Origin of the sequence: Abyssibacter sp., from assembly GCF_964229365.1 — a bacterium.
Lineage (GTDB): Bacteria > Pseudomonadota > Gammaproteobacteria > Nevskiales > OUC007 > Abyssibacter.
Map to the genome: position 1 here is coordinate 1 of NZ_CAXRDQ010000081.1, position 17,965 is coordinate 17,965.

The window sequence follows — 17,965 nt, forward strand, 5'->3', positions numbered from 1 at the left end:
GAGCTGCCTACGCGGCAGTGAACTCGACTTGCCGCACGGCCGCAATGAGCGGGTTTTTCTGAGCTGCCTACGCGGCAGTGAACACCGGTTTGTCCGGTGCGGCCTCTGTCGCGATTTTCTGAGCTGCCTACGCGGCAGTGAACAGCTTCCGTAACCCCTCTTCGAACGCGGTTCGTTTCTGAGCTGCCTACGCGGCAGTGAACGCAGCCGATCAAGGCGCTTGGAATGCTTATGATTTCTGAGCTGCCTACGCGGCAGTGAACACGGCAACGACAGCAATCGCGGCGGTCATCAATTTCTGAGCTGCCTACGCGGCAGTGAACGTGATTAAACCGGCTACGACCGTGTTTGCGATTTTCTGAGCTGCCTACGCGGCAGTGAACTACGACGCCGTATCGGTGTGCGGCTGCGATCTTTTCTGAGCTGCCTACGCGGCAGTGAACTGGTAGCGTGCGGCGGACTTCGAGTCGATGACTTTCTGAGCTGCCTACGCGGCAGTGAACAATGAGCGGGTTGGTGCAGCAGGCTTGAAACATTTCTGAGCTGCCTACGCGGCAGTGAACCAGGCAAGGAATCGTGTAGCCCATTGATTAACAGGCACAAATACCTACCGCGGCGCTCAGACCAAAATCTGAGCGCCGCGCATAACTATTTGATTTTAACCGCTACCGTACGCGGCAAAAGAAAAGGGTCAGTCGAAATACGGGACAGTGGCCGTTTTGCTGATTCCATAGCTATTGAACGCGCCGCCAACGGGCTGCGCGACTGACTTCTGTTCAATAAACAGCCGATACATCTGACCGGTGCTGGCGCTTCTCAGTGAAAGAAACGGAAGCGTGAGCCGCTCCGCGGCGCTAGCCGGAATGCGCTGAGCGGCCTGTTCCTGCGAGCATCCACTCCGAGCCATCAGCCTGCGGCGTAGGCGTCGTAGGTCACTCCCTCCTAGAGGCTGTACACGGCGAACCTGGACGTGCCGAACGTTCTCCGGGACAGGCCGGATTTCGGACCGGCTTGCATGATCCCGAATGCTCTTGAACCAGCCCGCATCTATGCAGGGCCGCAGCGCAGACTCGGATCCGTGCAGGCGTAGGCGTTCACCCACACCGGTGGGCTGGGCACCCAACGCCGGAAAGCTCACGCCAATATCCGTGCTGCCCAATTCAACCAACGTCCGATGCAACGTGGCGAACAATGCATTCATTAAGTGGTTAGCCGAGAACTCTGTATCGGGCAGCAATCGAAACTCCGCATAGTGATCCATCACGGTCAGCCCGCGTCACCGAACACGCCGCCCCGAACGAGAACGGCGATAACAAAGTGCTGGTTGCTCGGCTCCGGCGGTTGGTCCTTGAGCAGCCACCGATCAAGCAGAGAGTAAAAATCCTGCTTTTGCTTTGGCTGGCGGTAGGCTTTGCCCTGTGTTGTGACGGACCCGTAAGGTTCAATCGCGATCGCCCCGAGTTTTTCGGCGTCCGGATACCAAGTATCAATGGTGCGAATCGCATTGCCGATCTTTTGCGAATGGATGGCCGCAATCGCCGTGCTTCCGTCACCCACCGCGTATAACGTTTTGCTCTTGTCACCGCGGCCGCGGTCAAGAATCAATTCCTGGGATGGAAACACTTCCTGGCCGGCACCCATGCGAACGTAGGCCGTGACTTGCAAGAGCACATGAGCCTCGCCCGCAAGGCCGGCTTCGATCAGCGTCGCCAGTTCCGAAACCTGAGCGGCTTCCGCCTCGGGCGCTCGCAGCTGGCGCAGCTCGTGCTCCAACGCGTCGAACTCCCATTGCTTGTTGGCAGAACCTCTCATGAGATGGGCGACATGGACCTCGATCTGCTCGGCACCGACGCGGTTGCGCCACAGGAAGCGACCGTTCGCTAGATTGGCCGCGTAGCGCCCAGCCAGTTCAGCGAATCCATGCTCCTGGACGTATCCCGTCACGGCCGCAATCAGCTTGTCGCGATAGTCCGCGTCATTGCAGGCGGACGGCTCACCTGCACCAGCAAGAACCCGTAAGGTGAACTGCACTTTCACTGTGTCGCAATCCGACGGCAATGCGGCCACGTCTACCGTCTGCAGGTTAGGGTTTTCGATTGCAGCGTCCAGTTTGGCCGGATCCTGGTCCTTCGTTTTGAGGCGGTTGGAAATCGTGCCGCGTACAGACTTTTCGCGAATCTTGATCGGCTGCCAGTTGTCGGACTGTTTACGTTCCGCCCAGTCGCCGGCGAACAATAATGCGTCGGAAGGGTCGAGCTTGCGTTCAAATGCCAAAACGGACGCTGTTCTTAATGTTTGTGTTGTCATCGTGTACTCCTCGACTCAATGTGATTGATCGAACTGTGCCTGGATGAAGTCAAATTCAGGCGCAGGCTGGAAATCGTTGCGGCAGCGATACAAGCCGTCATCTGGCCGGCTGTCGGCATACCAAAGCATCTGCTGGGGATCATGCAGACGGTGAGGGCTGATCCATTGCCCTACCGAAAAGAGGCTTTCGACGAAGCGAAACGGCGTTGTTGCATCGCGCGCGTTCGCCACAGCTCCGGGTGGATATATGTCACCGAGCGCGCCATAGCCAACCGGAATCGGAACGACCCAGCCCAAGCCTGCGCGGTCGTGCTTCCACGCGTCACGGCGCGCCTGGACGGTGTCCTTCTCCGGTGTCTCGTAGCGCCAGTTGATGCGGCAAAGGGATAGCCATGCGTCCAACCTGGTGGCTGCGGCATCGTGCGTACGCAACTCGGCCAACCGCGTGTCAATCAACTCATCTCGCGACACCAGCGTAAAACCCGGCAGCCAGCGCATGCGCAGCTTGCGGAACAACTCCCAGCCATCGTCCCCGTGCATTGGGACGGAACAGGGTCGATAGCGATGCCAGTTTGGGTTCGCCGCCGGCAAGATGCTTCCACCGGCCACACGCATTTGGCTGACCCACTCGGACACGGCGGCAACGTCGGCTTGCTGTACCTCTGGGTCGCGCAACCATCGTTCGCTCTCGATGGCTAAGATCAGAGTCAGTTCCAGATGAACGCGACCCTCCTCGACAATTGCGGCGGTCTTCCCGTCCTTGCCCACGGGATTGCGCGTTAGGTGAAACGATTTGACGAACCGGTCGTCATTCACCTGTTCCTGATGTGCGTGGCACACCACACCGACCGCACGAAACCCCAGGTCCAAACCGGCAGCGCGAGACCGGCGCTCTAGTGCCCACATTAGGCCCAGAAACGCCGTCATGGACGGAAATCCATGCGTCAACGGGCTGGACACGGCGTTGGCGTTCTGCACGCGCAGATGCGGGAGTACCACCAGGTAATCAAATGACGGGCAAGTGCTCATGCCGGTGCTCCTGCTCTGGCCTGCATGGGCACCGGCCACTGCGCCTCGATGACCGCTTGCTTCGCCCAGTGGCGGTATTCCGCATCGCCAACCGCAGGCAACCCGGCGTCGCGCAGACGCGCATTGATCCAGTTGGCGAAACGACCGGCCACCTCGTCTCGCCAATCACCGCGGTGGTAATCGTCAATGAAGGCCTGATCAGCTTCCGCATTGTCCTCCCGGACTGGAAGTTCCACCCTGTCCGCATCCAGCCAAAGCTGCTCACAGCGCGGCAGCCGGCAAGCCGGATCACGCGTCCAACCAGGTTCCAACCCTGCACGAACAGAGGCCGCGAACACCGGCAGTTCCTGCCCCAACGCCTGCTCAATGGTTTCCCGTCTTTCGCGCGTGGCTTCGTTTCGCGGCGGATCAGAGCGGAGAAAATCTGCGAGAACCCGAATCAAGTGGCGCACGCTACCGAGTTGAGCAATGCGATCCAATGCAGAATCGGTGTTCAGGAGCTTCGGGCTTGATTCCTTTTGCCAGTGTGGCGGAGCGGACGCCAGCAGGTAGTTCACACCGCCTCGCTCGCTATTGAGTTGGGAGACGTTTTGCGGCTTCGTTCCCCCCAATTTGCGCGCGACTAGATCGCGATATTCGCGATACAGCCCCTCGTAGGGCGTTCTGTCACGACGGGCCTTTCGAGCGACCTTGTTCTGCTCTCCAAAGCGCGCATCACTGACATTCGCGTGTACCGCATGCGCAAGGCTGCTGGAGAACAACGGCTGCAATAACTCGTAATGGGCGTCGTCGGCGGGGTCGTTTCCGACACACCAGTAAACCTGCTTGGCCAGCACGTGAGAAATCGGTTGGACGTCTTGCCTGACCAATCCGGTGAACGCGCGCATCCACTCAGCCGCAGTCTCGGAATCCGAACTCAGCGCACGCTGCAAATCTGCGTCCTTATCGAGCATCCAGTCCCACAGTCGACGACCATCGACCTCAACCTTCAAGAACTTGAATACGTCCAGGGCAGCGGCGTTACCCACAATGTCTTCGGCGAAATCGGCACCGAGCGTGTGCGAGCCGACCTCCGCATGTGATGGTAACGACTGAGGTGGTGCGTGCAGGCTGCTGCCACGCGCATCCGGGTGCGTCGCCTTGAGCACATGTGTCACCGCCTGAATCTGAGCAACGCGGCGGGCAGCATCCGCCAGCCACGTGGCGTACTCGTACCTGGATGCCTTCGCGGCGTCGTTGTCGCCTTTCAGCTTCGCTTCGCGACGCTCGTTAATGAATCGGGCTATGACATCCGTAAAGGCCTGTACTCGATCAGGATGGTCTTGCATTCCCGCCTCCTAACTTCAGCCAAATTCGATCTGGAATGACATCAGTTTGTGAATTGGCACATCGCGTCCAAAGACAAACGCCTCAGTCGAAATCATGCTGTGTACATTTCAACGCTAAAACGCAATCAAGCCGAGTGCTTCGTGATACGCCCACCCGTGGTCACTTTTCGGAGCGCTGATGGTCGCCAACGTCTCGGCGCATCGTCGCAGCGGTAGATTCAGGTAGTCCGACTGCTCGATCAGCAGACCGAGCAGGTCATGCTCTCCCCAGGCGCTGATGCACGCGCCGAGCGGCACGTCCATGTCATGCCGTAGGCTTTGGTCGACCTCCACATACAGTGTCTGGCCCCGGCGGCCGCGTTCTTCTTCCACCCGGTGGAGCAACAACCGCTCTTCCTCATCATCTGGCAGAAACGCCAACATCACACTGGGTTGGGAGTCGTCACGAAACGGTTGACGCTGTTGAAGCATTCCGGTCAATGCGGCCTGCGAATATCGCCAGGCGGTCGCGGCGTTGGGTTCTCGGCGCAAGGTTCGTCCGCCCACCTCATCCACTGCAGGCAGCATGCGATCCTGCATCCGAGCGTGTTCGAGATCGACTAGCCGGTACTGGGGTTTCAGATCGGCCAGCGGTCTGGAAACCATGCGCGGCAGGGCGCTAACGGTGGTGTATTCCTCCGGCGCCATCAGTTTGCTCAGGTGATGCGCCAGCAAACGAAATGGATGCCCGACCGGTGCGCGCCACTGCTCGAAACCGGGCCGGAGAAAGACCGGCCCCGGCTGGCCGTCGGGGCCCCGCTCGCCTTTGAAATGGCGCAAGTTCGTATCGAGAATCAATAGGTTGGGTCTGTCGCCCAGCTTTCGCCGATGGCGTTGAACACGACCCGCCAACTGAATCAGCGCGCGCAGGGACGAAGGCTCGGCAACGGCCCAGTCGGCGTCCCAATCTCGCCCAACCTCACAGACGGGTGACGCGAGTACGACGAACAGGTGGTGCGGCTCCGGATGCGCGTCGATGGCATGACGAATGTCGGGCACGGCATAGACGGCTTCCGGCCGGCGCCGATTGAACGCCTGGTCGAGTTGATGCTCGATCGCCGAACGTTGCACCTGAGGAAATCGTGCGTGGTAAACGCACAGGTGAATACGGACGTCATCCGTCCCACCCAACTGGAACAATGCGCGAGCGACACCAACCAGGGGCTCGATATTGGCCATGCGCACGATGCCGAAGCTCACATGCTTTCCGCTGTGCGGGCATACCTCGGCATGATCCTGATGCAGCCGAACGCAGGCATCGCGAAGCGGTTCGGCAAACTCGGCGTACTGCTGTTGATCGGGCACCTTCATGCCGATAGTTAATGGCAGCAGTTCTCCACGCCGCAGAGGCTCGGCGATGGACAGTTCCTTCGTCCGCCGCTGGACAAACGTGGTGTGCTGTTCAATGAACATCGTGGCATCAGGGCAGTGCGCCCGCTGCACGCTGAATTCGTCGACCCACAGGCAGGGGACTTGGACGGCCCGTTCCGCCTGTTCGCTACCCAAACCACGATTGCGCGCGTAGTGCAGGCGGCCGGCGTGATAGGCCATGAACATCCCTTCGACCAGCGCAGGCGGCAGTGTTGCGGACGACAAGACAACCCGCGTCCCCAACAGGCCGGCCCAATGCACCAGCCGCGTCAGCGCCGGAAGGTCGTCGAGATCATAGTCATCCAATTCATCCAACACCAGGTCGCTGCTCATCAGCCGCAGCATCGGTGCGATCTGGCGACCGGCCCGCAGCGACTCGGTGGCGGGCGCAATGTGGTCCACGGTGCAGACCACCACCGGTGCCGAGATCAGCTTGCGGATGTTGGCGTCCTGCATCGCACGTGAAAGCAACGGGTGATCAGCAGTATTGCCTTCGAACAGGACGTGGCTGTCCTCATCGATCAGTGCTTGCACGGATGCGGAGCCGTGACTCTCTGCCCGCTGCTCGTAGTACTCGAACAACGAACGGCTCCCCGAACCACCGACCAGAATCGCCAGTTCGTCCTCGCCAAGTCGCAAGTCCTCGCGGTAGCTGCGCCCAGTTTGCAAGGTCAGGGTGCGCAACCCCAGCGCATAGGTCGCTCGAAAACCTTGCTGGGGATCGGCCAGCGCGTTGAGCATCCGAAGGTTGGCGAGGGTCTTGCCGCAACCGGTGGACGCCATGTTGACGATGAACGCACCCTGTTCCACTGAGGCTTGCCGCAACGAGACTGCAGCATCGGTGGCCTTGTCCTGCCAGGCGAACTTGCCCGAACCACTGCGCTTGCGCAGGCCGCGGTGTCGCGCCAGACGCGGTAGGTCCCGCTCGAAGCCCGGCAACGCGTAGGCGATCTGGCCGGCGTCCCGCGCCACGCCGAGCAGATGCTCGTCCAACGCCTGCTTGAGATTTCCTTCGGGTCCGGTATTGGCGAACAACGATGAATCGCCGTCGCCCTCAACACGCTGTGACGCGTCTGCAGGATGGGCAGAATAGTGGTGATCCGCCAGCATCAGGCTGAGGCGGGCGAGATGCATCACGTAGGGGTTCTTAAGCCACGGTGCCGATCGACGCTCCCGCAACGTCAGCAATTGTCGTGCGAGCCTTGCGGCCTGAGCACGCCATTTCGGCCGGACAACCGGCAGTTGATCCGCCATGGTCCAGTAACTCTCCACGTGCTTACGATCGGCGGACTGATAACGCTCATTCCACGTGTGATCCACCAGCGACAGTGGCTGCTCCAACCAAAGCACATTGAAGTCCGCGCGCTGCTCCTGCGGGATGGTCGGAAGCCGGTGATGTGTGACAACTAGCCAGGCAACGGCGGCCGCGAGCGGAGGCAGCTGGTCAAATGGCCGAGCGACATCCTCGTCCAGCCCATCCCGCTGATAACGCTTGGGTGCAGTCCAAAGCGCTTCGTCGTCAGCGCTCGGGTCCGCCAAACGTTGCAACCAGGAAGCATCGTCGCAATCACCGACAAACGCCTGAAACAGGCGGAGTGAAACCCATTCGTGGCGATAGAGGTTGCGTTCCTGCAACTCGCCACGTAACCGCTGCTGAAACGCGACGCTGGCTTTGCCCAGGTCGTGCAGCAGCGCAGCGAGTTGTGCTAGCAGACGGATATCCTGCGCCGTGTGCCAGTCGTTCTCACTGGCCCGGCGCAGAACATCACGCTGTGTTCTGTTGGTCGGAACCGCTCCTTCCGCGTTGAATCGGCCTGCGTTGCCGACGACCCAGAGCAATTCACTGTGATCTCGTCCGCGTATCCAGTGGCAGGCAACCGCAGTGTTCTTGCGTGCCGTCTTGCGCAGCAACCGTCGCAGCGTATCGAGGCCGGCCTGGGTAATCGGTGTTTGCCAGGTGCGATCTCCGCGCCGTTCGGCGAACTGATCGAGGATGCGGCGGGTTTCCGTCAGTGCGCGTTTGTCGCATTGCGAAACGAGCAGCACGTTCATGTCGAGCTGCCCACTTCCACCGCGACAGATTTGAGCGTGTCGATCATGAAGTCTAGCGACTCGGTCTGCGTCAGCGTTTCGATGCAGGCCTGACGAAACGCCTGCTCCTCGTCACCTCGCACTGCGCAAACAAACGCCTGCGGCAGGATGACCGCATCCTTGATCAGGTCTGCAACGTCGAACACAAGCCCGCCACGACGGGTCTTGCCGTGCAACACCGCCAAGCCATGCGGAAGGCCGAGCACCCAGGTGGCGGTTGCGGCCAACCCATAGGCGAGGTAATTGCCGTGATCCAGAAACCGATTGGCCGGGTCGACACCGCCACCGCGTTTGGCACGGGTGAATGCGCCATAACCCGACGCACGCGCGGCGGTCTTGAACAGCTCCTTAGTGAGTCGCGCTTCTGCGGTCAGCAGCGCCTGCGTATCTGGCGCGGACGACACATCGGACTCTGCGCGTCGTAGAAGATTGTCGAGCTGATCCTGTGACACCGAGAAACCGGAATCGGTCAGGGCTCTGCTGCGTCGCCAATGATCAGCGATTCGCTGCAGGCGCGCCTGCTGAAAGCGTCGCGCCGCATCCAGCCTCCCTTGCTCATCAAACCAGAATCGGACCCAGGCCTGCAGATACTCGGTGGGCCTGTATTCACTTTGAGGCGACAGCCAGGCGACTTCAACATCCACCTCGTTGGCACTGAACAGCGGCGTGCCACCCCCGCCACAAAAGCCAACCAGCACGCCGGCCTTGGCCAATTCCCGCATGGCCGCCTGGGTAATCGACGTGCCTGTTCCCAGCAGGACGGTCGTCGTGTTCGCGATCGGAATGTTCCAATAGTGGGATTCACGCCCCGCCTCGGTGACGTACTCCACTCGGCCACCATTGACCAGCACCCTGCACCGTTCCAGGTAATAAAGGTTTGCCCGCTTCGAGTGCAGAATGCTCTTGAGAGACGATGGCGTGAATTCGTTCATCAGCTATCCACAGAGCAACTGACGCTCAGAATCATCCTGCGGCGTACGAGATCTCGCACCTCCCATCGGGCTTGGGAATAGCCGTCATAAACCGATGTGCTTCGGCATACCGCAAACACCGCATTTCGGACGTCCCCCCCCTATCACCGCCACATTCCCCATTTCGCAGATACCCCATCTCCGCGCGTCGCCGAATTGCGTCGGCCAAGCTCACCTAGGGAATACGGATTGCGCCGCACAATCCGGACATCGCTAGGTCGGCGCGACGATTGAGAACCAAGCATCACTACCCCCAAGGAAAGCTCAGCAGCAGCATGCCCCGCTAACTGGTCAAAACGCGTCCACTGAAAATTCAATCAGTGCTTGCGGCTATCACTTTTCTATTCCGGGCTTGGTGGCTGCAGGTGTTCGAGGTGCCGCATGCCGCTCCATCTCCTCCAGCGCGGCAACGATTCGGTCCAAAGGCAGCGCGGCCCAGCGCCGCATCTGCTCGAGCCGAGCGCCTTCGAAGGTGGCGAGCGACCAGTCAATGTCGTCATCGGGCGCAGTCACGCGTCTGGCTCCAGCAAGCGCAGGTTGTCGATGTCGGCCAGGTCCTGAACCCGGCCCGCGCTCTGCTTCATGCGGATCAGCGTGTCGCGGGCGACTATGGGGATATCCAGTGTTTCGCCAAATCGCTTGCGGGGTGCGCGGTCGTATTCGGCGTCGAAGTCGAAGGGTTCGGTCACGAACACATCGATAGGCGTTTCTCGGTGAGCGTCGCTCCACAATTGGAACACCTGCATGTGCTTGTCGCGGACCCACTGCTCTCTGGTCGCGGCATCGGCGAACTGCGCGGGCTTGACCGGCAAAAGCGGGCGGTATCCGAGCGGCTCCAACGCCCGAAACGCATGCAGCACGTTGTCCCGATCCAGCTGGATGACGATGTCAATATCCTTGGTGTAGCGGGCGTAGCCATGTGCATTGACGGCGAGGCCACCGACGATCAAATAGCGCACGCCGGCTTGTTCCAGTGCCGTCAGCACCATCTCGACGCTGTTCAACTTCATCGCTTATTCCGCTGCTGGTGCATGTCCACGTTTGGTTCGCTCTGGGTCGTTGCCATCGTTATACAGCGCAGCGGCGGCCTTCAACCGCTCCGCCACCGCCTCTCGCAGTTTTTCCGGACCTTCCACAAGTACATCGGGTCCGTAGCGGCAGATGTCCAACGCCAGTTCTTCGCTGTGGTGATAGGGAAACCGCAGCCGGTAGCGGCCGTCGGCCAGTCGCTCGCCCTGTTGCTGGGGGTGCCATTGTTCATCGGCGATCCATTGGGCGCGGCGAGCGGTGAACAGGAGGCTGGCTTCGTGGGTGGGTTCGCCCGCGAAGATGCCGAAGCTGGTCGTCAGTGCGGCGTCGAGGCTCTGCTTCGGCACGTCGAACGAGGGTTCGTCGGTTGTTTGCGTCGTCTCGATCCGGTCAAGCGAAAAGGTGCGTAAGGCGTTCTTCGTGTGGCACCAGGCATCCAGATACCAGTTTTCGCGATAGTGGGTCAGGCGCTGGGGGGACACGGTGCGGGTCGACACCACGCCGTCGCCGCGCGAGCGGTAGCGAAGGAGAATTTGCTGACGACGCGCCAACGCGTCCGCAACCGCACCAAAACAGCTTCCGGCAGGCCGGCCGGCCATCTGGACGATGCGTATGCGATGCTCCCAGTTCGGCAGTCCGATACCTCGCCGGCTCAGCAACTGGTCAATGCGTTTGGCGATCGGCGCCAGGTACTCATCCAGTAATCCCGGCTGGGCACGCTGAAGCAGTGTTTGCACGCCTACGAGGGCGACGAGTTCATCTTCGTTGAACCAAAGCCCCGGTAGTTCGAACATGGGCTCGCTGGGGTGCTGGTCGTAAAAGTATCCGGTGGGACTAAAGCAGATCGGCGCATGGAGTTCATCCTGCATCCACTTGGCCGTGCGATGCACGGTACGGACCGAGCAATCGCCCATGGCCTCGGCCAGCCTGGCCTTGGTCACCGGCCGCCGCCGGGAGGATAACTCCCGGTGCAGGATGTATACGCGGTCGAGCTTGTCCATCCCGTCCTCCATCGCGTGCAATCTTCGATAGAACCCTATCCTGCACCAGCCTTCAGACTGGCGTCAGCCGTACCGTACGACGGCTATCCGTCGTCACACGCCACGAAATGCCGACGCCTTGACCGCGACTTCACAACCCACGCCCGCCCGACGGTCGGCAATCTGACCCGCCCATCGACATGATTGCACTGCGAATCAGTCACTTGCAGGGGATGGGAATCAGCATGTCTTGTCACAGGACTGTCACTTGCCTATACCCGTTGGAAGTCGATTCACCCAGGAATCGACAAGGAGAAAACGATGGCGATGTGGCTACATGAACTCAGCGTCGGAGACTGGTTCCAGGTCGGAAACAACTCACCGTTTGAAATTGTCGCAATCGATCTTCGCGCCGAGACTGTCGAGGTGCAGTATTTCGATGGCACCGTGGCCGAGATCGATTTCGATAGCTGGATAGAGCTCGCGGCAACGCCTGCGGCGCCCCCGGAAGACTGGAGCGGCGCGGTGGACATGGAGCGCGATGTCTATCTCGACGTGGCTCGACCGTCCCACTGGGACAATCCGCTGGATCACGTCGAACTCTGAGATTCGCGGCGCGTTGCACCACCCGGCAGGGACTCGACGCCCACGGTCATAACGGAATTTTTGCAGGCTCGTGAGGTCTGAATAGCCTCTTCACGCGAGCCGCTCGACCAACTGGTCACGCCGCGCTCCTCGACCGACGCCGGACACGGATGACCGACAAGCTGATTCGCGACGCCCTGATTCTGTGGGCGACGATTGACCCGATTGGCACGCTTGCCATCTTCGCCTCCATCACCGGGGGGCTCACCGAAGCCGCCCGCCGCCGAACCGCGCTCAAGGCGGTGCTTTACGCTGGCGGCATTCTGGTGGGTGCGGTAATCATCGGTCAGGTACTGCTAACCGCCATGGGCATTCGCCTGGTGTCCCTGCAGGTGGCTGGCGGCATCATCCTGTTTCTGTTCGGCCTGAAGATGGTGTTCGGCACGCCGCTGACGCAAGGCTCAACCCAGGGCGAGCCGGGCCACGATATCGCGGTGTTCCCTTTGGCGGTGCCGTCCATCGCCACCCCCGGCGCGCTCATGGCCGTGATCATTCTCACAGATAACCACGTCTACCCGATTCAGGTTCAGCTGGCGACCACCGGTGTCATGCTGCTGGTGCTGTTGGCGACGTTTTTGTTCATGCTCGCCGCCGGACGCATCATCGCGGTCATCGGCCAGAACGGCTCGGCGATTCTGGTCCGGGTGATGGGCATGCTGCTCGCCGCGCTGTCGATCGAGTTGGTGATGGAGGCGCTGAACATTTTCGACCTGCTGAACACCAGCACCAACTAGCGCCACCCGGTCAGCGGCGTCATAGCGCCGTCACATGCCGGTCTACAATCGAGGGGGCCCATCGGGGGCCATTTCGATACGGGAGACCGCAATGCCAGTGAATCCGATTCCGGACGGCTACCACAGCGTCACGCCTTATCTGTTCATTTCCGGCGCAGCCGACGCCATCGCCTTCTACGAGAAGGCCTTCGATGCCACCGAACTGTTCCGCCTACCCTCACCGGACGGCAAGGTCATGCATGCGGAGATCAGGATCGGTAATTCGCACGTCATGCTCGCCGACGCGATGGAAGAGTTCGATGTCAAAAGCCCCTCAACGCTGGGCGGCACCACCGGTAGCCTGATGATTTATGTCGATGACGCCGACGCGTTGTTCCAACAGGCGATCAATGCCGGTGCCACCGAAGCCAAGCCGATGGAAGATCAGTTCTGGGGCGACCGAATGGGCGCGCTCATCGACCCGTTCGGCCACCAGTGGAGCATCGCGACCCACGTGGAAGACGTCGCCGAGGACGAGATGGCGAAGCGCTTCGAGGCGATGATGAAGGAGATGGGGCCAGGTTGCTGACGCCAGTTCACTCATCCATAGGTTGCGGGGCGTCTCCATCGTCACCGGTGGCGTCCCCATCCTCGCCAGCCGCCGATTGATCGCAGAGCTTCGCCAGCAACGCGGCGGCGCCCAACGCGCCCAACGTTGCCGCACCGAGTGCGCCGCTGCTTCCCGTTGGCGGGTTGCGATCATCCGGCGTGCCCGGATCAGGGTTGACGAAATCGGTGTTCCTAAACGGCCCGGTGATCTCGAAAATCTCGCCTCGAACCTCTTCGCCGGTGGCCTCGTTCACCGTATGCCGCTTGCCCTGGCTAGCGAAGTAGAGCCGGGTTCCGGAGGCATCGAATCCGGGGCCGGCGATCTCGGAGTGCGGTACCGGGTAGCGCATGAACGGCGCAACCTTGCGATCATCGGTGATGATCACCAACTCCATATTGCCGCCATCTTCAGCGACGAATAGGTCGTGGCTCTGGGCGTGGACGACCATGTTATCCACCCCACGCAACGGTGCGTCATCCCCGATTTCGTTGGCATCGTAGATGATGTCCACGCGCTCGGCGATGGTGTCGTAGGCCCAGACCCGGTTCGAGCCCTTGCAGGTGAAATAGACGAGGCCGCTGTCGTACCAGCAACCCTCACCGCCATCGAACACGGCGGCGGTGGGCACTTGATACCGGCATTCGATCGGCAGCCCCAGTGGATTGAGGATCGGGCGCCAGACGACCTGCCCCGGGTCAGTTTCGGTCACTTCACCGAGAATGCCGGTGGGGTCAAAATCATCGAAATCCACGCCGGCCTGAGCGAAGGCATCACGAATCGCCTCACCATAGGGCACGCGGATCGGCGGGTTGTCGCCGACCACGGCAACCTCCAGCACGCCCAATGCCAGATTGGGTCGATCATCGTCCGGCCAGATTGTGGGGCGGAACCGATAAAACGCGCCGTCGCCCTGATCCTCTGTCAGATAAATCGCCTTGCCTACGGGATCGACAGCCGCCGCCTCATGGCTGAACTGCCCCATCGCCGCCAGGCGGATCGGCTGGTTCAGCCCGGTCGGATCACATTCGTAGACGAAGCCGAAGAAATTCTCCTCGCAGGATAGCCATGTGCCCCACGGGGTCAGCCCGCCGGCGCAATTGTTGTTCGTGCCCTGCAGCACGGGATACGCATCAACCACATTGCCGTCGGCGTCGAAACGAACGGCGCCGACGCCGCCCTGCTCACCGCACATCTCAGAGCCGGGGTCGTCCAGGCACTCGTCCGCGATGATGGGAATTTCAGAGTTGCTGACGTAAATCCACCCGCCGTCGTCCTGCGGAATCACCGCGCCGCCATCCGATGCGCGATGCCAGAGGTAGCTGGATTCCCCGCCGTCGGCGAGTTTCACCGGGGAGTAGGCCTCGGCAATCTTGCGCGAGGTGAAACCAGGCGGCAGGAATAGTCCGTTTTCATCCGGGCCGATGAGCTCGCCGTAGGGGCTGGCGCCCGGCACGGCAGGCGCGGCATAGGCGCGCTTCCAGAAATCGCGGCCAAGTGAAAAAGAACCGGCTACGGCCAAACCGGCCTGGATGAATTGGCGACGTTTCATGAATCGATATGGGCCTGAAATTTCGGCGCAAGAGTCTGGCAGCATTGCGTGATAGGCCGATGACACCGCATGCACGCCGCCTTGCCGCTCACCCGCCGAACGGCGACCGCTGGTCGCACTGGGTTGACATGCGTGGGCTACCATTCCCGCTAAGCACGTGACAACGCGTATCGAGCAGAACAGCGCCCTACCCGGAGACACCGATGAGAAACCGACTATTCGCCTGTGCGATGTTCATTGCCCCCTGCGTCGCAGCGGCCGGGCTACTGGATTCGGTCAAGGAAACCGTGGCGCCCTCCAAGCCCAAGCCGGCCCAGACTGCGCCGCAGAACGCGCGCATCTTGCAGCATCCTGACGCCATCGCCGGCCGCTACATCGTGGTCCTGAACAAGCCGAGCCAGTCGGGCCTAACCCGGCTCACCAGCTTGGTGAAGCAGCTCGCTGCTCGCCACGGTGGACAACCGGACCTGCTGTTCTCCAACGTTCTGTACGGCTTCGCGGGTCAGTTCACCGAGGCACAGGCGCGGGCTTTGGCCGCGGACCGGTTGGTCCGATTTGTTGAGCAAGATGGCTTCGTCAAGCCGTTCGCCACGCAATCCGGCGCCACCTGGGGGCTGGACCGCATCGATCAGGCTACGTTGCCGCTGGACGGGGACTACGCATACGAGCAAACCGGAGCGACCGTCCATGCGTACATCATCGACACCGGCATTTTGTCCACGCACCGTGAGTTCGATGGGCGCATGGGCGCTGGTTTTTCGGTCATCGCCAACGGCGGCGAATCCGGCGGCGGGCTGCCGCTGATCAACGAGCTGTCAGGGGCTCTTGGCGGACTTTTTGGCGGCGGCAACAAGGGCTCTGACGACCCCAGCACCGAAGACTGCAACGGCCACGGTACCCATGTCGCCGGCACGGTGGGTGGGGCGACCTACGGGGTTGCCAAGGCCGTGACGCTGCACCCGATTCGGGTGTTGGACTGCAACGGCAGCGGCTCGACATCCGGCGTAATCAAGGGTGTCGATTGGGTTAGCGAGCAGCACATCCGGCCCGCCGTCGCCAATCTGAGCCTGGGTGGCGGAGCCAGCCAGGCACTGGACGAAGCGGTCGAAGAGGCATCCGCACTCGGCATTACGATGGTGCTTGCCGCGGGCAATGAGAATGCCGACGCCTGCCAGACCTCACCCGCCCGTGTCGGTGACGCCCTGACCGTCGGCGCCAGCGACAAGACAGACCGCCGCGCGGACTTCTCCAACTGGGGCGACTGTGTAGACCTGTTCGCACCGGGCCACAACATCACCAGCGCCTGGCACACCGGCATCGCGGCCACACAAACCATCAGCGGAACATCGATGGCCGCGCCGCATGTCGCCGGCGTGGCCGCGCTGGTGCTGGAAGCGCATCCCGATGCGATCCCAACCGAGGTCATGCGGCGGGTGATGGCTGCCACCGAAACGGGGCGGATTTCCGACCCCAAGGGCAGCGCGAACGAGCTGCTACAGGGTGAGTTCGACTAGATGCGATCCAGCCCGGCCAGAAACTGATCCAGGTGGCGGGCGAAGGCTTGGCGATCGGCCTGATTCAGCTTGGGTGGACCGCCGCCGACTTCGACGCCGCTGGATCGCATGGTCTCCAGAAAGTCGCGCATATTCAGCCGCTGGCGGATGGTGTCCGGCGCATGATGCTCCCCGCGCGGGCTGATGGCCTTGACGCCTTTGTCGACCACCTCGGCCGCCAGCGGGATGTCGCTGGTGATCACCAGATCACCCGGCTGGGCCTGCTGCGCGATGAGGTTGTCGGCAACATCGAATCCGGACGAGACCTGCACCAGCCGCACGCTCGGGATGTTCGGCACGTTCATGAAATGGTTGGCAACCAGCCGGACCGGAACGCCGGTGCGCCGCGAGGCTCGAAACAGGATGTCCTTGACGACAACCGGGCAGGCGTCGGCATCGACCCAGATCGTCGGCATTAGCGGGAGCGAATCAGGGTGCCGACGCCCTCGTCGGTCAGCAATTCCAGCATCACCGCATGCTCGACACGACCATCGATGATATGCGCCGCGTCCACCCCACTGGCCACAGCATCCAGCGCGCAACGCACCTTGGGCAGCATGCCGCCGGAGATCGTGCCATCGGCGATCAGTTCGCCCACCCGTGCGGGCGACAGACCCGTCAGTGTTTTCTGATCGGCATCGAGAATGCCGCGCGTGTTGGTCAGCAGGATCAGCTTCTCCGCCTTGAGCACCGTCGCCAGCTTGCCGGCGACCAGATCGGCATTGATGTTCAATGATTCGCCGTTCGGGGCCACGCCCAACGGTGCGATCACCGGGATGAAGTTGCCGGATTCGAGCAGTTCGACAACGGCGGGATCGATGCTGGACACCTCGCCCACCTGGCCCAGGTCGGTGCGTCCGTCGTCGGCTTTGATACGCCGGGCGCGAATAAGCTGCCCGTCCTTGCCCGACAGGCCAATCGCCCGGCCGCCGGCCTGGTTGATCAGGTTGACGATGTCCTTGTTGACCAGACCGCCGAGCACCATCTGGACGACATCCATGGTTTCGCCATCGGTGACGCGCATGCCGTCGATGAATTCGGTTTGCTTGCCCAGCCGTTCCAGCAGGCTGCCGATTTGCGGCCCGCCGCCATGGACGACAACGGGGTTCAGGCCCACCGCCTTCATCAGCGTCACATCGCGCGCGAATCCGCGCTTGAGCGCCTCGTCCACCATCGCATTGCCGCCGTACTTGATCACCACAGTCTTGCCCGCAAAGCGCTGGATGTACGGCAGCGCGGTCGTCAGTACACGTGCGACTTCCATCGCCGCGGTTTCGGTCAGCGATTCCATCAGCTGCGCCCGGACGAGCCGAAGCCGCCCTCGCCGCGGTCGGTTGCCTCGAAGGATTCCACGGCCCGGAAGCTCGCCTGCACCACCGGCACAATGACCAGCTGCGCGATGCGCTCCCCGGGTTCGATGGTGTAAGCCTGCTGTCCCCGATTCCAGCACGAGACCATCAGCGGCCCCTGGTAATCGGAATCAATCAGACCCACGAGGTTGCCCAGCACCAGACCATGCTTATGGCCCAGACCCGAGCGCGGCAGAATCATCGCCGCCAAGCTGGGGTCGGCGATGTAGATCGACAGCCCGGTTGGGATCAGTTCAGCCTGCCCCGGCTCGATGGTGAGCGGCGCGTCCACACAGGCGCGCAAATCCATGCCGGCAGAGCCACCGGTGGCGTAGTCGGGCAACGGGAACTCGGAGCCGATACGGGCATCGAGAATGCGGTAGTCAATTGTGGTCATGCGA

General features: G+C 61.6%; 17 protein-coding genes and 1 CRISPR repeat array. Of the genes, 4 read left to right on the forward strand and 13 right to left on the reverse strand.

Annotated features, from left to right (window positions below):
- Window positions 1-563: direct repeats of the CRISPR family, unit length 23 nt; unit sequence GAGCTGCCTACGCGGCAGTGAAC.
- Window positions 564-691: 128 nt separating this feature from the next.
- The 9 genes from cas6f to ACE1EY_RS13645 all read right to left on the reverse strand — a co-directional run bounded on the left by cas6f (window position 692) and on the right by ACE1EY_RS13645 (window position 11,166).
- Window positions 692-1,261, reverse strand: a complete 570-nt coding sequence (gene cas6f, locus ACE1EY_RS13605) for a type I-F CRISPR-associated endoribonuclease Cas6/Csy4 (RefSeq protein WP_291514376.1) — start codon at window positions 1,259-1,261, stop codon at window positions 692-694.
- Between the two features lie 5 nt (window positions 1,262-1,266).
- A complete protein-coding gene (gene csy3 / locus ACE1EY_RS13610; protein ID WP_291514372.1) occupies window positions 1,267-2,307 on the reverse strand; it encodes a type I-F CRISPR-associated protein Csy3 in 1,041 nt (346 codons plus the stop codon).
- Between the two features lie 15 nt (window positions 2,308-2,322).
- Complete coding sequence (gene csy2, locus ACE1EY_RS13615; protein ID WP_291514371.1) at window positions 2,323-3,336, reverse strand: type I-F CRISPR-associated protein Csy2; 1,014 nt, start codon at window positions 3,334-3,336, stop codon at window positions 2,323-2,325.
- Window positions 3,333-4,664, reverse strand: coding sequence for a type I-F CRISPR-associated protein Csy1 (gene csy1, locus ACE1EY_RS13620; protein ID WP_291514370.1), 1,332 nt, complete (start codon window positions 4,662-4,664; stop codon window positions 3,333-3,335). The genes csy2 and csy1 overlap by 4 nt, the downstream gene beginning before the upstream one ends.
- A 114-nt stretch (window positions 4,665-4,778) precedes the next feature.
- The gene (gene cas3f, locus ACE1EY_RS13625) at window positions 4,779-8,126 is read right to left on the reverse strand and encodes a type I-F CRISPR-associated helicase Cas3f (protein WP_370300416.1); all 3,348 of its coding nucleotides are present in this window, start codon (window positions 8,124-8,126) and stop codon (window positions 4,779-4,781) included.
- Window positions 8,123-9,097 carry a type I-F CRISPR-associated endonuclease Cas1f gene (gene cas1f / locus ACE1EY_RS13630; RefSeq protein WP_291514368.1) on the reverse strand — a complete coding sequence of 325 codons (975 nt, stop codon included), beginning with the start codon at window positions 9,095-9,097 and terminating at the stop codon, window positions 8,123-8,125. The genes cas3f and cas1f overlap by 4 nt, the downstream gene beginning before the upstream one ends.
- A 372-nt stretch (window positions 9,098-9,469) precedes the next feature.
- Complete coding sequence (locus tag ACE1EY_RS13635) at window positions 9,470-9,649, reverse strand: hypothetical protein (protein ID WP_291514367.1); 180 nt, start codon at window positions 9,647-9,649, stop codon at window positions 9,470-9,472.
- Window positions 9,646-10,146: a nucleotidyltransferase domain-containing protein gene (locus ACE1EY_RS13640; RefSeq protein ID WP_291514366.1), complete on the reverse strand. Its 501-nt coding sequence runs from the start codon at window positions 10,144-10,146 to the stop codon at window positions 9,646-9,648. Before ACE1EY_RS13640 ends, ACE1EY_RS13635 begins: the two co-directional genes overlap by 4 nt.
- 3 nt (window positions 10,147-10,149) lie before the next feature.
- Window positions 10,150-11,166, reverse strand: a complete 1,017-nt coding sequence (locus tag ACE1EY_RS13645) for a WYL domain-containing protein (RefSeq protein ID WP_291514365.1) — start codon at window positions 11,164-11,166, stop codon at window positions 10,150-10,152.
- Window positions 11,167-11,466: 300 nt separating this feature from the next.
- Between ACE1EY_RS13645 and ACE1EY_RS13650 the strand changes: the two genes are divergently transcribed.
- The 3 genes from ACE1EY_RS13650 to ACE1EY_RS13660 all read left to right on the forward strand — a co-directional run bounded on the left by ACE1EY_RS13650 (window position 11,467) and on the right by ACE1EY_RS13660 (window position 13,092).
- Window positions 11,467-11,751 carry a DUF6763 family protein gene (locus tag ACE1EY_RS13650; RefSeq protein WP_291514364.1) on the forward strand — a complete coding sequence of 95 codons (285 nt, stop codon included), beginning with the start codon at window positions 11,467-11,469 and terminating at the stop codon, window positions 11,749-11,751.
- Window positions 11,752-11,900: 149 nt separating this feature from the next.
- Entirely contained in the window at window positions 11,901-12,524 is a 624-nt protein-coding gene (locus ACE1EY_RS13655; protein WP_291514363.1) for a MarC family protein, read from the forward strand.
- A gap of 91 nt (window positions 12,525-12,615) precedes the next feature.
- Complete coding sequence (locus ACE1EY_RS13660; protein WP_291514362.1) at window positions 12,616-13,092, forward strand: VOC family protein; 477 nt, start codon at window positions 12,616-12,618, stop codon at window positions 13,090-13,092.
- 7 nt (window positions 13,093-13,099) lie between these two features.
- Here ACE1EY_RS13660 and ACE1EY_RS13665 read toward each other — a convergent pair whose 3' ends face one another.
- Entirely contained in the window at window positions 13,100-14,662 is a 1,563-nt protein-coding gene (locus ACE1EY_RS13665; protein ID WP_370300417.1) for an alkaline phosphatase PhoX, read from the reverse strand.
- Between the two features lie 203 nt (window positions 14,663-14,865).
- Here ACE1EY_RS13665 and ACE1EY_RS13670 point away from each other — a divergent pair, with 203 nt between their 5' ends.
- Window positions 14,866-16,176 (forward strand): S8 family serine peptidase, encoded by a 1,311-nt coding sequence (locus ACE1EY_RS13670; protein ID WP_370300418.1) that lies wholly within the window; start codon window positions 14,866-14,868, stop codon window positions 16,174-16,176.
- Here ACE1EY_RS13670 and ACE1EY_RS13675 read toward each other — a convergent pair.
- Genes ACE1EY_RS13675 through dut form a run of 3 tightly spaced genes read right to left on the reverse strand, consistent with a single transcriptional unit; the run spans window position 16,173 to window position 17,961 of the window.
- The gene (locus ACE1EY_RS13675; RefSeq protein WP_370300419.1) at window positions 16,173-16,631 is read right to left on the reverse strand and encodes a YaiI/YqxD family protein; all 459 of its coding nucleotides are present in this window, start codon (window positions 16,629-16,631) and stop codon (window positions 16,173-16,175) included. The two genes, ACE1EY_RS13670 and ACE1EY_RS13675, sit on opposite strands and share 4 nt — an antisense overlap.
- The gene (gene argB, locus ACE1EY_RS13680) at window positions 16,631-17,506 is read right to left on the reverse strand and encodes an acetylglutamate kinase (protein ID WP_370300420.1); all 876 of its coding nucleotides are present in this window, start codon (window positions 17,504-17,506) and stop codon (window positions 16,631-16,633) included. The genes ACE1EY_RS13675 and argB overlap by 1 nt, the downstream gene beginning before the upstream one ends.
- Window positions 17,506-17,961 carry a dUTP diphosphatase gene (gene dut / locus ACE1EY_RS13685; protein WP_370300421.1) on the reverse strand — a complete coding sequence of 152 codons (456 nt, stop codon included), beginning with the start codon at window positions 17,959-17,961 and terminating at the stop codon, window positions 17,506-17,508. Before dut ends, argB begins: the two co-directional genes overlap by 1 nt.
- Window positions 17,962-17,965 lie beyond the last annotated feature (4 nt).